We start from the raw sequence: 19,058 nt of genomic DNA, 5'->3' as shown, positions 1-19,058 counted from the left end.
GTTAACTCTCTCTTTTCTTACCTCTCAATTATCCGTGATAGTATTGATATCTAATATTTTATCCATAAAACAAAAAAATGGGTTTTTGTTCAAGTCTATTTTTTCCTTTTTAACCTCTTTTTTTCCGTTTCATAAATTTTAATTTCATTGGAAAGCCAATAGATATGGTTATTTGCGTCTTCACTCAAATAGTAAATAATTTTTAAAAAGAAAACCATGAAAAACTTTTTTTTGCGAACAATTGTAATTTGTGCATTGGGGCTTTTATCCGCCAATTGCGAGGACGGTGATATCGGTCCTGCAGGACAAGATGGCATTGTTGGGATTGATGGCGTTGATGGAACAGACGGTATCAATGGAACAAATGGTCAAAACGGTGTTGGTTTTGATGAACTAACCAAATTTGGAAGTATCACACTTACGCTAGAAGGAACACGACCAGATAATATTCCTTTTACCAAGACCGATGAATTTAAATTTACCAGTGTAGAAGATATCGACCGTGACAACAATGTAGAAATAGGAGAAAACACTTTAGACTTTAAGATAGAACGAAATCTAAGTGTGCCGGATAGTGATTTTGTAGGCTCACGAATTAAAATTTTTCTCGAATTTACTAACCCGGGAGAAGTTGATGAAATTATTGAATTCGAACTAAGCGTAGATGATTATACGATGATTTTTGATGATCTCACCTACTTTGGGTTTAACGGTGATTTTAATAACAATCGAACAGAGATTACAAACTTTAGTGTAACCAACTTCAATTTTATTAATGAAACCAATACGGTTACATTTTCATTTTCTTTTGATGTTGATGCTGCAAATAATGATACAGGTAATGATTTAGCTATTTCTGGAGAAGTAAATGTCATAGTCGTAGAAGATATAGATGACATAGAACTTTAAATAATAACAAAAAACAAAAATAAATGAAACGATTTAATCATATAAATATATATAAAGCAATTTTTATTTGCTGCTTTGGGGTATTATTTGCCAATTGTGAAGGAGAAGATGGTGAAATAGGACCTGCAGGACAAGATGCAATTAACGGGATTGATGGTGCCGATGGAATTAACGGAACAGATGGAACTGATGGATTAGGTTTTGATGAACTTACACAATTTGGGAGTATAACGCTTACCTTAAAAGGGACAAGACCAGATGATGTAGCTTTTACTGATAGTAATGTATTTCGATTTACTCCATTGTCTCCAGAAATTTTACCACAATCAAATTCTGTCATTCTTGAAGAGTCTTTTTTACAGTTCGATTTTGGAAGGTTTCTAAGTGCTCCCGGTGGCGAAGAATTCCAAAGCGTTGGCACAACATTTAGTTTACGAGTTACCAATCCCGAATCAGATAATCCAGAGTTTACCGAATCTCGTTTTACCATATTTCAATATCCTGTAATTTCAGAAGATCTTACTGTATTGGATATTACAACATTTGTTGGCAGCGATAACGATATAGAGAATTTTAGTATCACCAATTTCAATTTTAATAACGAAACGAATGTACTTACATTTTCTTTTACGCTAGATGTACCTGCAAATAGAAATACTACTGGTAATGAGCTATCGGTATCAGGAGAAGTAGATGTGATTGTATTAAGAGAGCTGCAAAGAATATAATAAGCATAGCAATAAAAACTATAAAATTTACACAAAATGAAAAATATACATTTAGTAACAATATATAAACTCCTTTTTATTGGTTTTCTTGGGATATCCCTTGTCAATTGCGAAGGTGAAGATGGTGCAGCCGGACCTGATGGTCTAGATGGAGTTAATGGAAGTGACGGATCTAATGGTACCGATGGAATTAACGGACAAGATGGTGTTGGTTTTGAAGAATTAACACAATTTGGAAGTATCGATCTTACTCTTAATGGAAACAGAGCTGATACAGGTGAGGCGTTTACAGATACAAAAAAATTAGAATTTACAGCTATTGATGCGATATCGCTTATCAATTTTAATTCATTTACTACAAATGACACAGGGATTACTTTTAATCTTTTGAGGTTTCTAAATACTCCGGATGAAAATTCTCAAGAATTCACAGCAGGGATTATACTTAATGTTATCAACCCTGGGACTGATACTCAAGAGTTTGAATTTACATTAGATCTTAATGAATATAATATCGTTTTCGAGGATCTAGTATTGTTACAATTAAATGAACTCTTTGATAATCAAGATATAGAAACACCTTTGTCTAATTTCAACATTACCAATTTCAATTTTAATGATGATACAAATAATCTCACTTTCTCATTTTCTTTTGATATCGATGGGGCTAATAACGGCAGTGAAAATGATTTATCTATATCCGGAGAAGTAGATGTTATTGTTTTAGAAAATATTCCCGGAGTTGACATACTCTAGAATTATAAAGATTTTTTAATTTTTCAATACCTTAAATCCTGTTGGTTACGAATGAGACCAGCAGGATTTTTTATTGAATACTTTCAACTTTAGGTAAAGAGAACTACTAAAGAAAATATATTTCTTTATAATACGAACTCAAAATAGCTATCTCCTCCCCTTTCATCTTTTAAAACTAATCCAGAACTACTTAAAAGAACAGAGTGATTTTGATTTGAAAATAAAGAAACATAAACATACATTATTAAGTTCAAAGTAAAGTTTTGAGTTAATACTATATCATCAATATTGTTTTTATTTAGATGCAAAACTCATAAGTATTAATGAGCATCAATCTAAAATATGAGAATTTATTGTTAGGCATATGCATGAACATACTTTAAGCCTTCCAAAATCGATAAATGTCATATTTTTTCAAGTCTTTTTTTTCCTTTTCAACGGCATTTTTTCCCTCTCGCATACATTAATTTGAATGTAAAGCCCCTATTGACGGTTATTTGCCCTGTAAACCATAAATAATTTTTTAAAATGAAAAACTCAATTTTCTTACTACTTATTTCTATCACTGTATTGTATAGTTGTAGTAGTGACGACTCAGATTCACCATCAAATCCAGAACCAGAAGCTAACGCTGTACAATTAGTTAGTAATACTACATTTGGAAATATCTTAACCGATGCAGATGGTAAATCTCTTTATTTCTTTTCTAGAGATTCTAAAGGGACTTCTGCTTGTAGTGATGGATGTATTGCTAATTGGCCTATATTTTATGCTAATAATTTAACGCTTGACACAGGATTAGAAACATCAGATTTTGGTGAAATCACCCGAGAAGATGGTGAAAAACAAACAACCTACAAAGGGTGGCCATTATATTACTTTATAAATGATAATGCCGCTGGAGATACAAATGGAGATCAAGTTGGAAATAATTGGTATATCGCAAAACCAGATTATTCTTTGATGTATGTAGAAGCACAATTAGTTGGAAAAGATACAGATGGAAACAATGTGAATTTTAAAAGTGACTATACGCCAGGTGATGAGCTTACTTTTTACATCGTAAATGCAACAACAGGAAGAACCCTGTATACTTTTATGAATGATAAAAAAGACACTAATAATTACACCGCTGCTGATTTTTCTAATAATGCTATATGGCCAGTTTTTCATATAGATATCGATAAACTCCCAAGTATTCTTAACCCTAATGACTTTGGAACCATAGATGTATTTGGAACCTCGCAGTTAACGTATAAAGGTTGGCCTTTATACTATTTTGGGCAAGATACAGAAAGAGGAGATAATTTAGGAATTAATGTTCCTAATCCAGGGGTTTGGCCAATTGCCAATACCGACACTCCTGGAGCACCTGAATAATAAGAATTGATTTCATGTTTAAGTAGTTAGTTGATAAGAGGGAGAAAATAATTCTTTCTTCCTCTTTTTTTAAATCCGTAACCAATGAATTTACCATCAAAAATTAAAAGCATTTTATTAATAACAATATGCTTAACCATACTTTCTTGTGAAACTAATGTTGAAGAAGAAACTCCAATAGATGAAAATGGAAATCCTATAAGTGAAAATGAATCATGCGATCCAGATATTTTATTTAGCACCAGTATAAAAGCTATCATAGATACTAATTGTATTAGTTGTCATGGTGGAAATCAATTTCCTGATTTAAGAACATATGAAGGAATCAGTGCTAATGCCTCTAATGTTAAGGGACAAGTTGTAAGTAGAAGAATGCCTCTTAATGGTTCTTTAACAAGTGAAGAAATAGAATTAATTCGCTGCTGGATAGATAACGGGGCTTTAAACAATTAATGTTATGAGTAAAAAAATCAAAAACATAATACTTGCTATTATTTTGGGAATTACCGGCATAATCATAATAGTAAATATAGTATATAACAAACCACATATTAGTGTGTCAGAAGCATCACCAGATATCACTTTAGTATCTCAAAAATTATTGAATGATTTTGAAAATAATGAATTCGAGTCAAACTCAAAATATTTAGATAAGATCATTGAAGTAAATGGTACTATATCAGAGATTAATGTCAGTGAAAATAAAGGAATAATAACACTTAGCGATGAAGGTTCTATGGGAGGGGTAATATGTCATTTATCTCCCGAAGAACACACAAAGATTGCAAGTTTAAAAAAAGGGCAAAACATTAAAATAAAAGGTATCTGTACAGGATATCTCATGGATGTTATACTTGTAAAATGCATAATCATTAACTAATCAAAAATTTAACTGAAATATGAAAACTACACATATACTACTACTCTGTTTTTTCTTGACCAATTTTTTGCAAGGACAAGAAAGGTTTTTAACCAAGCAAGGATATACTTCATTCTTTTCAAGTTCACCTGTAGAAGATATTAAAGCAGATAATAATCAAGTCTTAAGTATCATAGATACATCAACCGGCGCCATCGCAATTTCCATTTTAATGAAATCATTTCAGTTTGAAAAATCATTAATGCAGGAACATTTTAATGAAAATTATGTAGAATCTGACACATATCCAAAAGCTAAATTTAAAGGTAAGGTACCTAACATCAATGGATTGAGCAATAGCGAAGAAACAGTTACTATAACAGGTGATTTAACAATACATGGAGTAACTAAAAATATAAAGACACAGGCCAAAATAATTAAAACACAAGATAATATATCACTTAAAGGGAGTTTTCCGGTCAATGTAGCAGATTATAACATTGAGATTCCGGCAGTGGTAATAAATAATATTGCCAAAACAATAGAAGTAACATTTGAATTAGATCATAAACCTTATAAGAAGTAACATGAAGAATTTTTTAATCGTTTTTGCCGTAATGGCAATTCATTTACAAGCATCTTCTCAAGATCTTTTTGATATTTTAGATGAAGAAGCTCCTCAAACCAAAAATTATGTTTCTTCTACCTTTAAAGGAACACGAATTCTTAATGGGCATTCTATAGAAAATCGTAAAAAAGGAACATTAGAATTTGTGATTTCTCACCGTTTTGGAAGAGTTAACCTAGGAGCTGATGAGTTATATGGTTTAGATCAATCAAATATTCGATTTGCTTTTGAATATGGTTTATCTGATAATATAATGTTAGGTGTTGGAAGAAGTAGCTTTGATAAAACTTATGATGGTTTTGTAAAATATAAGTTACTAAAGCAAAGTTCGGGTAAAAAATCTTTTCCATTTTCAACTTCATTTTTTGGAAGTATTGCCTATAGAACAATTGATGATTTTGAACCCGGTAATGAACCTACCACAAGTCAACGCTTATCTTACACTTCACAAGTGTTAATTGCCAGAAAGTTTAGTCCCGGATTCTCTTTGCAGGTAATGCCAACATACATACATAGAAATTCGGTAAAAACAGAAGAAGACCCGCATGGTATTTTTGCTGTAGGTATCGGAAGTCGAGTAAAATTGACTAAAAGAATTTCTATAAATGGAGAATATTACTATACCATAAATCCATTAGAATCAATCAACACTACAAATTCATTAGCATTTGGAATCGATATTGAAACAGGAGGACATGTATTTCAGATTATTTTATCCAACTCTATTACAATGATTGAAAAAAGCTTCATCACAGAAAGTACAGATGACTTCTTTGAAGGGGATGTACACTTAGGTTTTAATATTTCCAGAGCTTTTCAGTTCGGAAAACATAAAAAAAAGAAGCTGAAAAAATTACAAGAATCCAATCAATAAAAATTTGAAATAAAACATAAATCAATATCCACATGTTTAGAAAAATATATAAAGTGAAAGGAGAAGATGTAAATGATTTTATGGTAATGCAAGACATAGCTTATCATAAATATGCCTCCTCAATATTAGAAACTTTTTTGTTTGAAATTGGGTATTCAAAACAAAAACTAAATACATTAAAAATAGGTTTGCAAAAATGTCAAGAAGAATTAGTACATCATAAACCGTTAATGTTTATGCAGAATTTTTTTCTAAATCTTGAATTGCTGGATTCAAATAATAATGAAAGAGAAATAAGTATAAGGACTCGTTTTTTTGATACAAATAATGGATTATGCGCAATAAGTTTTATCAAATTCAATTGGTATGACCATTATAATAAGAAAATGATTGCCCCTCCAAAGAGAATGATCAAACATTTGTTAGCTTAGTTTTTTTCATTTTCTTATAAAAAGCCACGATAATTTCATCGTGGCTTTTTTTATATCTAATAATTTTGTTTTTGAGCATTAACAATACCTACAGAAAATATAAACTAATTTTCTCGTATTTTTACCACACACACATAATTAATTATCTACACATTTCATGAAAAGAATACTTTCGATAGCAATACTACTCTTTTGTATTATAGCTTGTAATTCAACAAAAACTACCACAACTCAAACCTCAAGTACTAATAAGAAGGCAAGTAATTCTCAAGACTATGCTAATACAATAACGGCCGAAGATCTAAAAACTGCTTTATATACATATGCGTCAGATGAATTTGAAGGAAGAGAAACGGGCAAACCAGGACAAAAAAAAGCGATTAATTTTTTAAAGGATCATTATATAAAGTATGGCGTTCCAGCAGCAAAAACTGATGGAAATTACTTTCAAAATGTACCTTTGGATTTGATCGATGTGCCTGGAGTGCAATTAACTATTGATGGTAAGTCCTTTGTTTATGTTGAAGATTTAGTGTCTGTTTCTACTAGCAAAACAGATCAATTATCAACAGATGAAATTATCTATGCTGGTTTTGGTATAGAAGATGAAAACGTATCTAGCTATTCTGATATTGATGTACAAGGTAAAGTTGTTCTTATCAAATCAGGAGAACCTAAAAATACCGACGGAACCTACCTTATTTCTGGTACTACCGAGGCATCTAAATGGTCCAATATGCGTCAGCAATTTGCTGCAAAACATGATATAGCTAAAGAAAAAGGAGCCAAAGCAATACTTTTTTATTATCCAGAAATATACCAAATGGTCGCTCCTCGTTTTGGAAAAGCCTCTGGTAATATGCAACTTTCTGGAAAAACAGAAAACACTTATTTCTTTTTGATAAATGATAATTTGGCGAAAAGTCTGGTTAATGATATATCAACAAACGATAAAACTAGTGTTGTCAAAACAAAATTGACATTAGATTATAAAAATAATGTAACACAAATAGCTTCAGAAAATGTAGCAGCATTTATAAAAGGTTCTGAAAAACCAGATGAAATTATTGTAATTTCTGCGCATCTTGATCATGAAGGAATTAAAGATGGAAAAGTATACAATGGAGCTGATGATGATGGTTCTGGTACAGTAGCCGTCATTGAAATCGCTGAGGCTTTTGCAAAGGCTGTAAAAGATGGTAATGGACCTAAACGATCTATATTGTTTTTAAATGTAACCGGCGAAGAAAAAGGTCTTTTAGGTTCTCGTCATTATACAGATGTTGATCCAATATTCCCTTTAGAAAACACGGTAGCCGATCTTAATATTGATATGATCGGACGAATAGACCCAAAACGCAAAAGCGAAAATCGCAATTATGTATACCTTATCGGAAGTGATAAATTAAGCACAGAATTGCACACAATTTCAGAAGAAATGAATACAAAGTATATGAATATTGAACTCGATTATACGTATAACGACGATAATGATCCTAATCGATTTTATTATCGCTCTGATCATTACAATTTTGCAAAAAACAATATTCCGGTTATTTTTTATTTTAATGGGACACACGATGATTACCATCAGCCAAGTGACACTCCTGATAAAATTCAATATGATTTACTAGAAAATCGCGCACGATTGGTATTTTATACAGCATGGGAACTTGCCAATCGAGATAAACGTATTACGGTAGATAAACCTGTATCAAATTAATAAAAAAACATCCCTTTCTCTTCAATACCACAGAGGAGAAAGGGTACTCATGTTTATCTCTTCTACTCTACTTCTTTGGGTATTTTAACGCATTTCTAAGGTATAATTTATAGAACTATTCAAACCATTTGGATTTAATTTCTTTATACTTTGTTCTCCCAATTGGTAAAAACTCGCCACTATTTAATTCTAAGGAGTATTTACTTCCAGGTTCAATACTGATACCTTTTACTTCAGTCATATTGACAATATAAGATTTATGAATTCTTTCGAAATCACTTGACAAAATTTGCACCAGAGACTCTAGAGTTTTATTGTGTAATGCTGTAATCCCATTTTTCAATACTAACTCTGCATAAACATCAGCTCCTTTAATATATAAAACGTCTTCAGTTTTGATAAGATATATCCCTCCTTTTCTTTTTATGGCAAGATATCGGGTAGATAAATGTGCACTTTTCTCATTTATAATTCTGTGAAATGCCTGATCTATTCGTTCCTGAGTAAATGGTTTTGGAACAAAATCCAGAACTCCATATTCAAACGCTTCAATAGCTCTTTCTCGATATGCAGAAATAATTATAGTTTGAAATGAACCTGCAACGGCTTGCTTAAGCATTTCAAAACCGTTTTCACCATTAAGATTTAAATCCAGACACAAAAGATCAATTTTATGATCAACAATAAACTGTAAACCTTCATCTAGTGTATCCACATGATGTACCTCACAAAGAAGACTCCTGAAAAAAGTCTGAATCATTCTTTTTAATCGCTTTGTAATTCGTAATTCGTCTTCAATTATTAATATCTGCATAATCTAGTTTAACGATATATTCGTATTTCATTTTTCCATCCTTTTTCAGTAGCCTCAGATATGAATTGCCACTGATCTCTATAGCTTTCTTGAAGCCTTGATTTTATATACTTTGTGCCTGTTCTTTCTACTACTGGTTTGTTGGGTTTCCTTATTGTTCCTGTGGTAATAAGTTCGTAACGATTAAACCTCTCCTCTTCATAATACATAAGTTCAAAAACAATGGCTCCTTTAGAAGAAGGAGAACAATGTGTTATACCATTTTCGACAAGTGTATGTATCACTGCTGGTGGAATTTTTTTGGTAACATCAATATTAAAATCATTCCAAATGTATTTTGTTTCCTTACGGTAAGACATTATTTTCAATAAACTTTTACATAGTGCAATTTCTTGTGTAATGGGAATAAGTGTCTGATCTTCAATTTGATTAAGCATATTAAATTCTTCTGCCAGTGCATCTATAAATTGTACACTTTTTTTAGGTGATTCTTCGACCCAATCCATAAGTGAAGTAAGTGTATTCATTAAAAAATGAGGTTGAATTTTCTTTTTTAACAATTCATTTTTTAATCGTTCTGATCGTATCAAAGATTGCTCATATACGAATTTTTCTTCTTTCATTTTCGCAGAAAGCATATATAACATGCATAAAAGAATGATGGTAAAACTTAAAAATAAACTTACATCATAATATAAAAAGTAATCCACCAGAGCACTGGCAATTAATCCAATTAAAACAATTACGGCCCCTTTATTTCTATAAAATGCAGCAATAGAAACCATAACAATAGAGATAAGCCACATAGATTGTGCTAAACTACGTGCTGTAAAGTCATAAGATCCTCTAAATTTTATAAATATAAATAATAATAATCCCCCATATAGTACAAAAACCAACTTGCGCCATGGAATTGAAAATTGTATAGAAAAATAAAACGGAATTAGAAACGATATCAATAATGTTAAAACACCAATAGTTTCTAATCGAACCAAGAAATTAGAATAATGTATAGGAACATAAAACTTGAGATATTCCATGATGATCAACATAAAAAACAGTAAACAACTTATACTAAATAATAGTGCCGGGATATTTTTTCTATCATTTATAAAAAGTAATAAATAGTATAAAAAAGTTATTAAAAAAGCTCCCGCAAGAATATGTATCAGAGCCGTAAGTTCTAAAGGGTTTCTTATAATTTGTTCATGATTACCAAAATAAATCCCTATATATCGATCATAACCAGGGAAATAATATTGAGATATTCGCATTGTAAGATGGTGCTTTCCTACTGTAGCTAATTCATTAGGGATATAAAAATATCGATCTGTTTCCCCCACTTTTCCTGTTAATAATTCTTGCCCTGGAGTTCCATTCGTTCCTAGTAATACATCATCCCAATACATTTCATAAGCACCAAAGCTATTTACTGCAATCCCAAGTGGTTTTTTATCTAGAATATTATCTTTTAGTATAATTTCAGTCTTAGCCCAAAAAATAGAATCTCTCATATTATTCCCCTCTATTTCCCATTCTGCAAATGCAAAATCTGGAGTGCTCCAGAACGATTTACCACTGGATTTATCTTCTTTTATCTTTATGGCATAATCTCCAGGGGGATCGCAAGAAGCCAGTACTATTAGAAGAATTAGAAAGCTCAACTTTTTATACATAAATAACCTTTTAAACTATAGGTTAAAATTAAATGAAATAAGTGGTTCTCATTTGTTTTTCACAAATGTATATAGCAGTTCACAATATTATTCTACGTCATTCTGCAATACTTATAGATTTTTGTCGGACATCAATCAATCAGATGCCATGATGCATCATAAAATTATATGACAATATGAAAAACAAAACACTATTATTATCTATTGTATTCCTATGCTATTCATTTGTAGTATTTGCTCAAAAGAATGTAGAGGGTAAGGTTGTAGAATCAAAAAGGGAAACACCCCTCCCTTTTGCTTCGGTTATCATAAAGGATACACAAAACACCATTGTAGAAGGTGTAATTACTACCGAAAATGGAGTTTTTAAAATTACAGATTTAAAAAACGGAGTATTTACCTTAGAAGTTCAATATACAGGATTCTCCAAATATTCCATACCGCTTTCTATTACTGATACCACCCAAAAACGTCTGGATTTGGGAATAATCCAAATGAATGAAGATCCTACTCAATTAGAAGAAGTAGTTATTACTGGTGAGCAAGCTCAGGTTTCCCTTCGTTTGGATAAGAAAGTATTCAATGTAAGTAAAGATTTGATTTCTCAAGCTGGAGCAGCAACAGATGTGTTGGACAACATACCTTCTGTTACGGTTAGTCCATCGGGAGGAATAAGTTTACGTGGAAATAGTAATGTTAATATTTTAATTAATGGTAGACGAAGCGGTCTCACCGAAGCGCAAGCATTAGAGCAATTACCAGCTGATACTATTGATCGTGTCGAAGTGATCACCAATCCTTCAGCCAGATATGATGCTGCTGGTGCAGCAGGTATAATCAATATTGTTTTGAAAAAAAACAAAGCCAATGGAATAAACGGACAAGTAAGATTAGTATCTGGAACTCCAGATGACTATAGAGCTATTGGTAGTCTTAATTATAAGGCCAATAAATTTAATGTTTTCGCAAATCTTGGTATTCGTTATACAGATTATGAAGGCCTGTATACTCGTAATCAGGAAACTCAAAATAATGGGATCACCAATATACTTAATCAACGTCAGAATGAAGATCGTCATGATGATGGGCGCTTGATATATCTCGGAGCTGACTACTATCTAAATGATAAAAATACTTTTACAATAGCTTTTTACAGGAATGAAACCAAAGACACTGACAAAACTGATTATGTTTATGATTATTTTACTGAGAATTTAAGAGATAGTACACTTGTTACCATTGGGAATTCTCGTGAAAAACGTAATTACAATCAATTTGAATTTAATTATACAAAAACCTTTACCAAAGAGAGGCAAAAACTAACTTTTGATATTCAATACGATTTTTGGGAAAGCACTAAACGATGGAAAATTGATATTGATAAAATCTTACCTGAGATCACATCAATATTAGACCAAAGAACTACTACAACCAATGATAATAATGATTTTGCTGCGCAGATAGATTTTATAAATCCCATTAAGGAAAAGAAACAGTTCGAAACTGGTGTTAAATATGAAACCCGTACAGTATCAAATTCCTTTTTTGCAGAAGAATTGATCGATACAAATTTTGTGAGTATTGATCCCTTAGATAACAGCATAGACTATGACGAGCAAATATTTGGCACCTATGCCCAATTTGGTAACACATCTGGTAAATTAAGTTACTTAGGAGGAGTTAGAATGGAATATACTCGTGTAAATATAGAAGATGAAAACAGTGCATTTAGTCAAACCTATGATTATAATCGATTCTTTCCTTCGGTCAATCTTAAGTATGCTTTTAATGAAGAAAATACATTACAGCTTAACTATAGTAAACGAATTAACCGACCAAGATTGTGGCAGCTTAATCCATTTTTTGAACTCATAGATTTTAATAGACAATCACAAGGGAACCCAGATTTACGTCCTGTATTTACGGATGGAATTGAACTATCATTCCTTAAAACAGGAAAAGGCTTCTCTATTAACCCTTCTATTTATTTTTCTAATAGTGAAAATACAATACAAAGATTAACCGTACAAAATGAGGAAAGCATATTTGTATCTACACTGTTTAACCTGGATTCTGAAACAAGATATGGTTTTGAGTTTGTAGCCTCTTATTCTCCTTTTAAATGGCTTAAAATGAATGGGGAATTCAACTATTTTGCTTTTGAAGAAAAAGGAATGGCAGCATCTCGTAGTTTTGACTTTTCTGACGACACCTGGTTCTCCAGTCTTGATGTTAGAGCCACATTACCAGAAGGTTTTAGATTACAAGGTAGGTTTTTACATGAAGGACAACGCAATAATGCTCAAACCAAAACCAAATCCATATCCTACTTAAATCTTGGACTTAGTAAATCACTTTTTAATAAAAGAGCTTCTGTTGTATTAAATGTAAGTAATGTTTTTAATACCAGAAAAACTCGTGAAACCATATCAGGAAATGATTTTACTGTAAATCGTGTCCTCAATAGAAATGCGGCTCGATGGACATTGAGTTTTTCATATAAGTTTGGAAATGCTCAAAATAGAAATGCAAAAAGAAGTAATAGAAATTAATAATCAAAATGATAAAAACAATGAAATTTTCAATCGTAATTAAACTATGTATTATCGCAATACTGGTATCCAAAACCACAATATTGTTTGGACAAGACACTAATAATCAAAAAAAAGAGATTAATCTAACCGATTTTAAAGCTTTAGATATATCTGGCTTAGCACAGGTATATATTAAACAAGGAACAGAAAATAAGGTCGATATGAAAGTAAGTGGTGTTGCTATCAAAAAAATTAAAGTTTTTGTGGATAACGAAACATTATTTATAGATACTCCGCGAAGTATTAGTGGAGAGTCTATAAAAGTCACAGTAACCTATAAAAAAATAGTTGACATAAAAGTGAAAGATGCTGCTGAGTTAACTGCATTAAATACTATTAAAGGAGATGTTCTTAAGATTACGGTTACTCAAGCCAGCAGTACAGCTATATCAGTTGATCTTAAACATTTAGAAATCTCAATGAAAAACAATGCAGACCTTAAAATTAAAGGAGTAACAAACAATCAAAGAGTAAAATCTGCTAGTTCTGGTGGAACATTTGATAATTCTGGGTTAACTATTCGAGATTAATTTTTGAATACCACTAAACAATTAATAATTCTTATAAGCACTCAATTTATTAATAAATTTGAGTGCTTTAATTTTCTAATAGTTATATCTTTTTTGCTTCTTCAACAATGTTTCCATGTTCTCGAATAAGCATTTTTATAGTATTTCCATTTGTATTCTTAATGAATTCAAAACTAAGCGGAGCTTGTTTATTAAAAAACAATGTCTTCGTTTCTGGAAAAACAACTAGAACCATTTCCCCTGCTTTTATTTCTAATCCCATTTCTTTTTTAATAATACTAATATCACCCGTATTAGGTGCCTTGTATTGTCCTACAAATAAATCAAGTTCTTTATCAGATAATATCAATGATTTCTTTACAGGTAGTTTTACTGCTTTATGGTTATAACTAAGTATTCTTTTTAGGACCCAATTATTATTTTCTTTGATCCATACATGAGAAAATTTTGCTATTCCTGTTTTTTGAGGAGTTTTATTTGATAGTATAGTATAGAATTCATGATACCCATTTTGTATCGCACCATACAAAGTACCATTTTCATATAAAGGATATACTTCCAAGCTATTATCAACTAATTTTCGAAGGAATTTATTTTTGGTATCCAAACAAATATTCTTTTTCATTTCTGTTATGAACTGTGCTCTTGTTTTACTAACTCCGCTTTGATCATGATAAAACTCGAGATCTTTACTGATAAATGATTCTATAGTAGATAACTTACACTGATTGAATCCATTTTCAAATAAAAGACTGTCCATTTTTTTAATGGTTTGAAAAAGTTGAGATGACTGAGTTACTTGTGATTTTATATGCTGTAGCGGTAAAAATATAACTACAAAAAGAAGTGTTAATTTGAACTTGGATAAGCACAAGTTTTGGTTACATAAAAGCATAGGTTTTCCTATTGAAAAAGTTTGTTTTTTCATGATAAATTGATTTAAATAAGTAATTATGATTTATTTTCTGTATTTCGTTTCTATTAAGAAATAACCAACTAGACTGATACCTCCGAATAAGAAGCTCATTGATGAAAAAGATATGATATCATTCATATCAAAATATTCGTACAAAACGTTTCCAACAAGAAAACCAATTGCTAATCCAATACCAAACATGCCATATTTTAAAGCAATCCATCCTTTTTTGGCAGATATAATTTCTGATAAATCAATTCCTTGCTCCATCATTTTCATACGTTCCCTATGTCGTGTAAGAAAATACACATAAACAATTCCGAATATTGCTGCGACAATTATAAATGTTACTAAAAAATCCCTAAATATTTCATCCATCATATTCAATTTTGAAGGTTCACTCGTATGATGCTCAAAATTATATTTGGTTACACTTTTAAAAAAAATAATAGTAGTTAAAGACAAATAATCTTAAAACTGTAACCTTTAAAAAAAACGTGCATCTCATAATAGGATGACACAAACAGAGGACCATTTATATATTGATAGAATTCTACAAGGAGACCATGAAGCTTATGCTTTTCTTGTAAACAAATATCAAAGAATGGCATATACTGTTGCTTTAAAAATAATGAGGAATGTAGAAGATGCTGAGGATACTGCACAAGAAAGTTTTATCAAGGCTTTTCAGAAAATACATTCTTTTAAAAAAGATTCAAAATTTTCTACTTGGTTATATACTATTGTTTACCGAACTGCAGTCTACAACTTAAGAAAGAATAGAATTTCAACAGAGCAAATCGACGAAGACATTACCCAGAATCGTAGTATTGACAATGAAAACCCCTTTGAAAAAGAATTAAATCAAGAAGCACAAATAATACATATAAAAAAGGCAATAGATAGTTTACCTAAATTAGATTCTCTTTTAATAACACTATTTTACATCAATGAAAATTCGATTACAGAAATTCAAGAAATAACAGGTCTTTCAGTATCTAATATAAAGGTGAAGTTATACAGGGCTCGTAAAAAAATAAAAAAACAACTGATAACGATTGTAGCATCTAAGTAATATGGAAAATAAAATAATCAAATTAATAAAGAAAGTTGATCTTGATTCTCCAAGTATGGAATTCACAGATGCTGTAATGGAACAATTATCAATGGATATTGAAAGTAAATTACATTCTGACAACTTATTTGTTAGTGTTAGAGAGGAGATGAAAAAAACTGATCTCAAGGAAGAGTTTACAAATTCAGTTTTATTAAATATTAACTTATCTCAGTCTAAAATAAAATTAAGGCCTATTATTAAAAAAAGCTCTGGGATGATTTTTGCTGTTTTAATAATGGTGTTAATTATACTATCCTTCCTAGTGAAAGGAGAAACTTCTAGTACTATTCATACAAAAACAAATGATTTATATTTCATATCAGACTTAATAAACAATTCTCCAAAAAATATATCAATACTGTTTATTTGTATAATAATCGTAAGTATTCTTTTATGGATAGATTTTATGATTAATCATAAAATCTTTAAAGGGAATTTCTGATGGATTTTATAATTATACTGAAATTTTCCTTTTCCTTGCTATAATATCCCACTGTGTTATTTTTCTATTATTTACAATAACAGAAACATCATCATGAAGGTTAATGGTCGGACATATATGATACGGAATTCCGTATACCACATCCCCTACTGCTATGCTATCGCAGTTGTCTACCTTCACCACTCCATGTTCTTCACTTTGTGAAAGCAATTCATAATTTTTTAGATTTAGGAACTTTACTCTGTGATGAATTGGATTTTCGGCAGCTACAGATTTATGTCCAAGATCAAGAGTAATAATATTCTTTTTGGGTTTTGAAATCACTCTACTCACTAATACGGCTGCATATTTAAACTCCTGTTCTACTAATTTCTCACTATATCCCCAATCCCAAAGCAGACAAGTTCCCGGGCTACAGAGACGATCTTTTTGTAACAAATGGGTGGTAAATGATGGGGTTCCTCCGCAAATTAAACGTATATCGGTAGTATTCTTTTTTAATATATCAAACAAGATATTTATTTCTTTTAACCCTTCTTCTATTTTATCTTTTCTAAGTTGAGAGTCATTATCCCTAAGATGACCATCATAAACATGTAAACCTTTAAATTGAAGATGTTCATAAGCAGGAATGCTTTCTATAAGCTCATCTAAATCTTTACCCAATTCAATTCCAGAACGATTCATTCCATTATTAATATCAATAAAAAAATCTATTCTCAAATTCTTAGTAAAAGCATTTTGCTGTAGTAATTTTGCAGAACCTATATTATCGATTATAGTTAAAAAATTAGTTTGGGGAAATGTTGTTATAAGTGAAAGAAAACGATCTATTTTTGGACCAACCAACTGATGTGCTACTAAAACAGAATCAGCTCCTGCTACAGCAGCTATTTCTGCTTCTGATATCGTTGAAGCCTTGAAATTTTTAATACCAGAAGATATCATTTTTTTAATCACTTCGGGCATTTTATTAGTCTTAACATGTGGCATTAATCGCCATGTATCACCATTTACCATACCAATCATTTTATCTATATTGTATAGTAAACAATCTTTATATAAAGCAATTGATGGAGAATCAACTTCATCTATATTTTCTATTTCATACCAATTCATATCATACAGGTTTATTCGTTCACAAAATCTCCTTCAAAAATAATAAACGGATTTTCAAAAGTTGATGGTGATTTCTGTGGACTTCTAGCATATTTTATTGATTTACCTACCAAATGGTTATCGCTTAAATTTATTGATGTAAATAATATTCCATAAGGTGTTACCATTCCATATAAATTCTCTCTTTGTAAATAAATCATATTAAATGTGTTTGTTTTACCATCTTCACCTTCTAAAACAAGTCTGTCATTTATACCATCCAGGTAAATTTTCCCTTTCTTAGTCACCTTATCTTCATCATTTACCGTACTAAAAAGAACGTCTGCATTACCTCTTGGCTGTTTTTTAGGAGAGCTATTCATCATATATGGCAATGCAAAAATATGAGACATCTCTTCTATTTCATAAGGTCTTTGCGTATTACACATAATTGCAATCGAGAGTTTTTGTTCTGGAAAAACACTAAGTATACTCCTTGCTCCTTGCATCCAACCTGCATGCTCAAAGACCTCTCTGCCTTGTGGGTCCCAGTTTCTACGCCAGGCAATACCTACTCCGGTATCTTCTCCAGATTTCAGTCTCTGAGTTTTAAACATTTCCTTTACAATTTCGGGTTTTAAAAAACCATTGTAATAAATGTCTCCCATTCGCACAAGATCAGATGGTGTTGATACCATTCCTCCTCCTCCCCACTTATAACTTGAGTCATCTGGATTTTCTACCATTGAAACATTACCAGATCGATCAATTGCATATAATTTGGTCATATTTGCTACCTGATCGTCTCCTAAATCCGGTCCTGTAGAAGTCATTTTTAAAGGTCTAAATATTTTATTATCTATATATTCTAAAAAAGGTGTTCTTGTTATGCCTTCTACTACACCTGAAAGTAATGTAAAACCATAGGTTGAATATTTATAATCAGTCCCAGGTTCAAAAAGGAGTTTTTTATGAGCAAATACGGTTAAGGATTCATCGATTGAATTATAAAAGCCTTTTTTAAAACGATCTTCATCAGAGTAATGGGCAATACCTGATATATGTCCTGCTATATTTCTGGAAGTAATAGGGTATGATTTTTCTGGGAATGTTGGTACATAACTTTGTACAGGTTGGTCTAAATCTATACTATTTTCTTGAAGTAGTGTAGCAATAGCCGTAGCTGTTATCAATTTTGAAACTGAAGCTGCCCTAAATTTTGTTGAGTTATTCACTGGTTTTTTTGATTGAGTATTTGCGTATCCAAAACCTTCTGCAAATACAATAGTGTCATTCAAACTAACAGCAATTGAAATTCCTGGAGGACTATTTTTGGAATCTAAAAACACTTTTGCAATTGCTCTAGTCAAATCTTTATTATCCTCTATTGCTTTTGCGGGTTTACTGTCGGTTTGATTTTTATCTTTTGTTTTTTTATTGACAGAAGACTGTGCACATCCATGTACAATGAAAACTGTCACTAATAAAGTGATGAGAACAAACAGATACTTAAGATTGGATTTGAATACATTCATAACATTTTATTTTTGATTGACATTTAAAATTTATCTTGACATAAAGAT

Annotated in this window: 20 protein-coding genes; 14 read left to right on the top strand and 6 right to left on the bottom strand. The window is 31.1% G+C overall.

What is annotated here, in order from left to right; translation table 11 throughout:
* The first annotated feature begins 216 nt into the window (after nucleotides 1-216).
* From PQF96_RS18970 to PQF96_RS18925, 10 genes are all read left to right on the top strand, one after another.
* Complete coding sequence (locus tag PQF96_RS18970) at nucleotides 217-909, top strand: hypothetical protein (protein WP_271767809.1); 693 nt, start codon at nucleotides 217-219, stop codon at nucleotides 907-909.
* Nucleotides 910-932: 23 nt separating this feature from the next.
* Nucleotides 933-1,637, top strand: a complete 705-nt coding sequence (locus PQF96_RS18965) for a hypothetical protein (RefSeq protein ID WP_271767808.1) — start codon at nucleotides 933-935, stop codon at nucleotides 1,635-1,637.
* A gap of 36 nt (nucleotides 1,638-1,673) precedes the next feature.
* Nucleotides 1,674-2,393 carry a hypothetical protein gene (locus tag PQF96_RS18960; RefSeq protein ID WP_271767807.1) on the top strand — a complete coding sequence of 240 codons (720 nt, stop codon included), beginning with the start codon at nucleotides 1,674-1,676 and terminating at the stop codon, nucleotides 2,391-2,393.
* 528 nt (nucleotides 2,394-2,921) lie between these two features.
* The gene (locus PQF96_RS18955) at nucleotides 2,922-3,773 is read left to right on the top strand and encodes a hypothetical protein (RefSeq protein ID WP_271767806.1); all 852 of its coding nucleotides are present in this window, start codon (nucleotides 2,922-2,924) and stop codon (nucleotides 3,771-3,773) included.
* Between the two features lie 84 nt (nucleotides 3,774-3,857).
* On the top strand, nucleotides 3,858-4,226 hold the full coding sequence (locus PQF96_RS18950; protein ID WP_271767805.1) for a c-type cytochrome: 369 nt from the start codon (nucleotides 3,858-3,860) through the stop codon (nucleotides 4,224-4,226).
* A 4-nt stretch (nucleotides 4,227-4,230) separates the two neighbouring features.
* Nucleotides 4,231-4,653 (top strand): OB-fold protein, encoded by a 423-nt coding sequence (locus PQF96_RS18945; RefSeq protein WP_143918447.1) that lies wholly within the window; start codon nucleotides 4,231-4,233, stop codon nucleotides 4,651-4,653.
* Nucleotides 4,654-4,672: 19 nt separating this feature from the next.
* A complete protein-coding gene (locus PQF96_RS18940) occupies nucleotides 4,673-5,218 on the top strand; it encodes a YceI family protein (protein WP_271767804.1) in 546 nt (181 codons plus the stop codon).
* Between the two features lies 1 nt (nucleotide 5,219).
* A complete protein-coding gene (locus PQF96_RS18935) occupies nucleotides 5,220-6,134 on the top strand; it encodes a DUF5777 family beta-barrel protein (protein WP_271767803.1) in 915 nt (304 codons plus the stop codon).
* Between the two features lie 32 nt (nucleotides 6,135-6,166).
* Nucleotides 6,167-6,565, top strand: coding sequence for a hypothetical protein (locus PQF96_RS18930; RefSeq protein WP_109437384.1), 399 nt, complete (start codon nucleotides 6,167-6,169; stop codon nucleotides 6,563-6,565).
* A 157-nt stretch (nucleotides 6,566-6,722) separates the two neighbouring features.
* Complete coding sequence (locus PQF96_RS18925; protein ID WP_109437385.1) at nucleotides 6,723-8,288, top strand: M28 family peptidase; 1,566 nt, start codon at nucleotides 6,723-6,725, stop codon at nucleotides 8,286-8,288.
* A 115-nt stretch (nucleotides 8,289-8,403) separates the two neighbouring features.
* On the opposite strand, the gene PQF96_RS18920 is transcribed toward PQF96_RS18925, so the two are convergent.
* Together PQF96_RS18920 and PQF96_RS18915 are read right to left on the bottom strand one after the other, a co-directional pair.
* Nucleotides 8,404-9,102 carry a LytR/AlgR family response regulator transcription factor gene (locus PQF96_RS18920; protein ID WP_271767802.1) on the bottom strand — a complete coding sequence of 233 codons (699 nt, stop codon included), beginning with the start codon at nucleotides 9,100-9,102 and terminating at the stop codon, nucleotides 8,404-8,406.
* An 8-nt stretch (nucleotides 9,103-9,110) separates the two neighbouring features.
* The gene (locus PQF96_RS18915; protein WP_271767801.1) at nucleotides 9,111-10,778 is read right to left on the bottom strand and encodes a histidine kinase; all 1,668 of its coding nucleotides are present in this window, start codon (nucleotides 10,776-10,778) and stop codon (nucleotides 9,111-9,113) included.
* Between the two features lie 176 nt (nucleotides 10,779-10,954).
* Here PQF96_RS18915 and PQF96_RS18910 point away from each other — a divergent pair, with 176 nt between their 5' ends.
* A complete protein-coding gene (locus PQF96_RS18910) occupies nucleotides 10,955-13,330 on the top strand; it encodes a TonB-dependent receptor domain-containing protein (protein WP_271767800.1) in 2,376 nt (791 codons plus the stop codon).
* Between the two features lie 20 nt (nucleotides 13,331-13,350).
* Nucleotides 13,351-13,902 carry a GIN domain-containing protein gene (locus tag PQF96_RS18905; RefSeq protein WP_271767799.1) on the top strand — a complete coding sequence of 184 codons (552 nt, stop codon included), beginning with the start codon at nucleotides 13,351-13,353 and terminating at the stop codon, nucleotides 13,900-13,902.
* A gap of 82 nt (nucleotides 13,903-13,984) precedes the next feature.
* Here the strand turns inward: PQF96_RS18905 and PQF96_RS18900 are convergent, their stop codons facing one another.
* Both PQF96_RS18900 and PQF96_RS18895 read right to left on the bottom strand, forming a co-directional pair.
* The gene (locus tag PQF96_RS18900) at nucleotides 13,985-14,830 is read right to left on the bottom strand and encodes a DUF4440 domain-containing protein (RefSeq protein ID WP_271767798.1); all 846 of its coding nucleotides are present in this window, start codon (nucleotides 14,828-14,830) and stop codon (nucleotides 13,985-13,987) included.
* 30 nt (nucleotides 14,831-14,860) lie between these two features.
* Nucleotides 14,861-15,196, bottom strand: a complete 336-nt coding sequence (locus tag PQF96_RS18895) for a DUF6249 domain-containing protein (protein WP_143918465.1) — start codon at nucleotides 15,194-15,196, stop codon at nucleotides 14,861-14,863.
* 136 nt (nucleotides 15,197-15,332) lie between these two features.
* Between PQF96_RS18895 and PQF96_RS18890 the strand changes: the two genes are divergently transcribed.
* Together PQF96_RS18890 and PQF96_RS18885 are read left to right on the top strand one after the other, a co-directional pair.
* Entirely contained in the window at nucleotides 15,333-15,893 is a 561-nt protein-coding gene (locus PQF96_RS18890) for an RNA polymerase sigma factor (protein ID WP_271767797.1), read from the top strand.
* Nucleotide 15,894: 1 nt separating this feature from the next.
* Complete coding sequence (locus PQF96_RS18885; RefSeq protein ID WP_271767796.1) at nucleotides 15,895-16,377, top strand: hypothetical protein; 483 nt, start codon at nucleotides 15,895-15,897, stop codon at nucleotides 16,375-16,377.
* A gap of 12 nt (nucleotides 16,378-16,389) precedes the next feature.
* Here PQF96_RS18885 and PQF96_RS18880 read toward each other — a convergent pair whose 3' ends face one another.
* Nucleotides 16,390-17,496 (bottom strand): D-TA family PLP-dependent enzyme, encoded by a 1,107-nt coding sequence (locus PQF96_RS18880; protein WP_271767795.1) that lies wholly within the window; start codon nucleotides 17,494-17,496, stop codon nucleotides 16,390-16,392.
* Nucleotides 17,497-17,507: 11 nt separating this feature from the next.
* On the bottom strand, nucleotides 17,508-19,010 hold the full coding sequence (locus PQF96_RS18875; RefSeq protein WP_271767794.1) for a serine hydrolase domain-containing protein: 1,503 nt from the start codon (nucleotides 19,008-19,010) through the stop codon (nucleotides 17,508-17,510).
* Between the last annotated feature and the right edge of the window lie 48 nt (nucleotides 19,011-19,058).

Origin of the sequence: Aquimarina algiphila (assembly GCF_947494415.1) — a bacterium.
Classification (GTDB): domain Bacteria; phylum Bacteroidota; class Bacteroidia; order Flavobacteriales; family Flavobacteriaceae; genus Aquimarina; species Aquimarina algiphila.
Note: the sequence above shows the minus strand (reverse complement) of the source record. Positions and strands in the feature narration are given on the sequence as shown.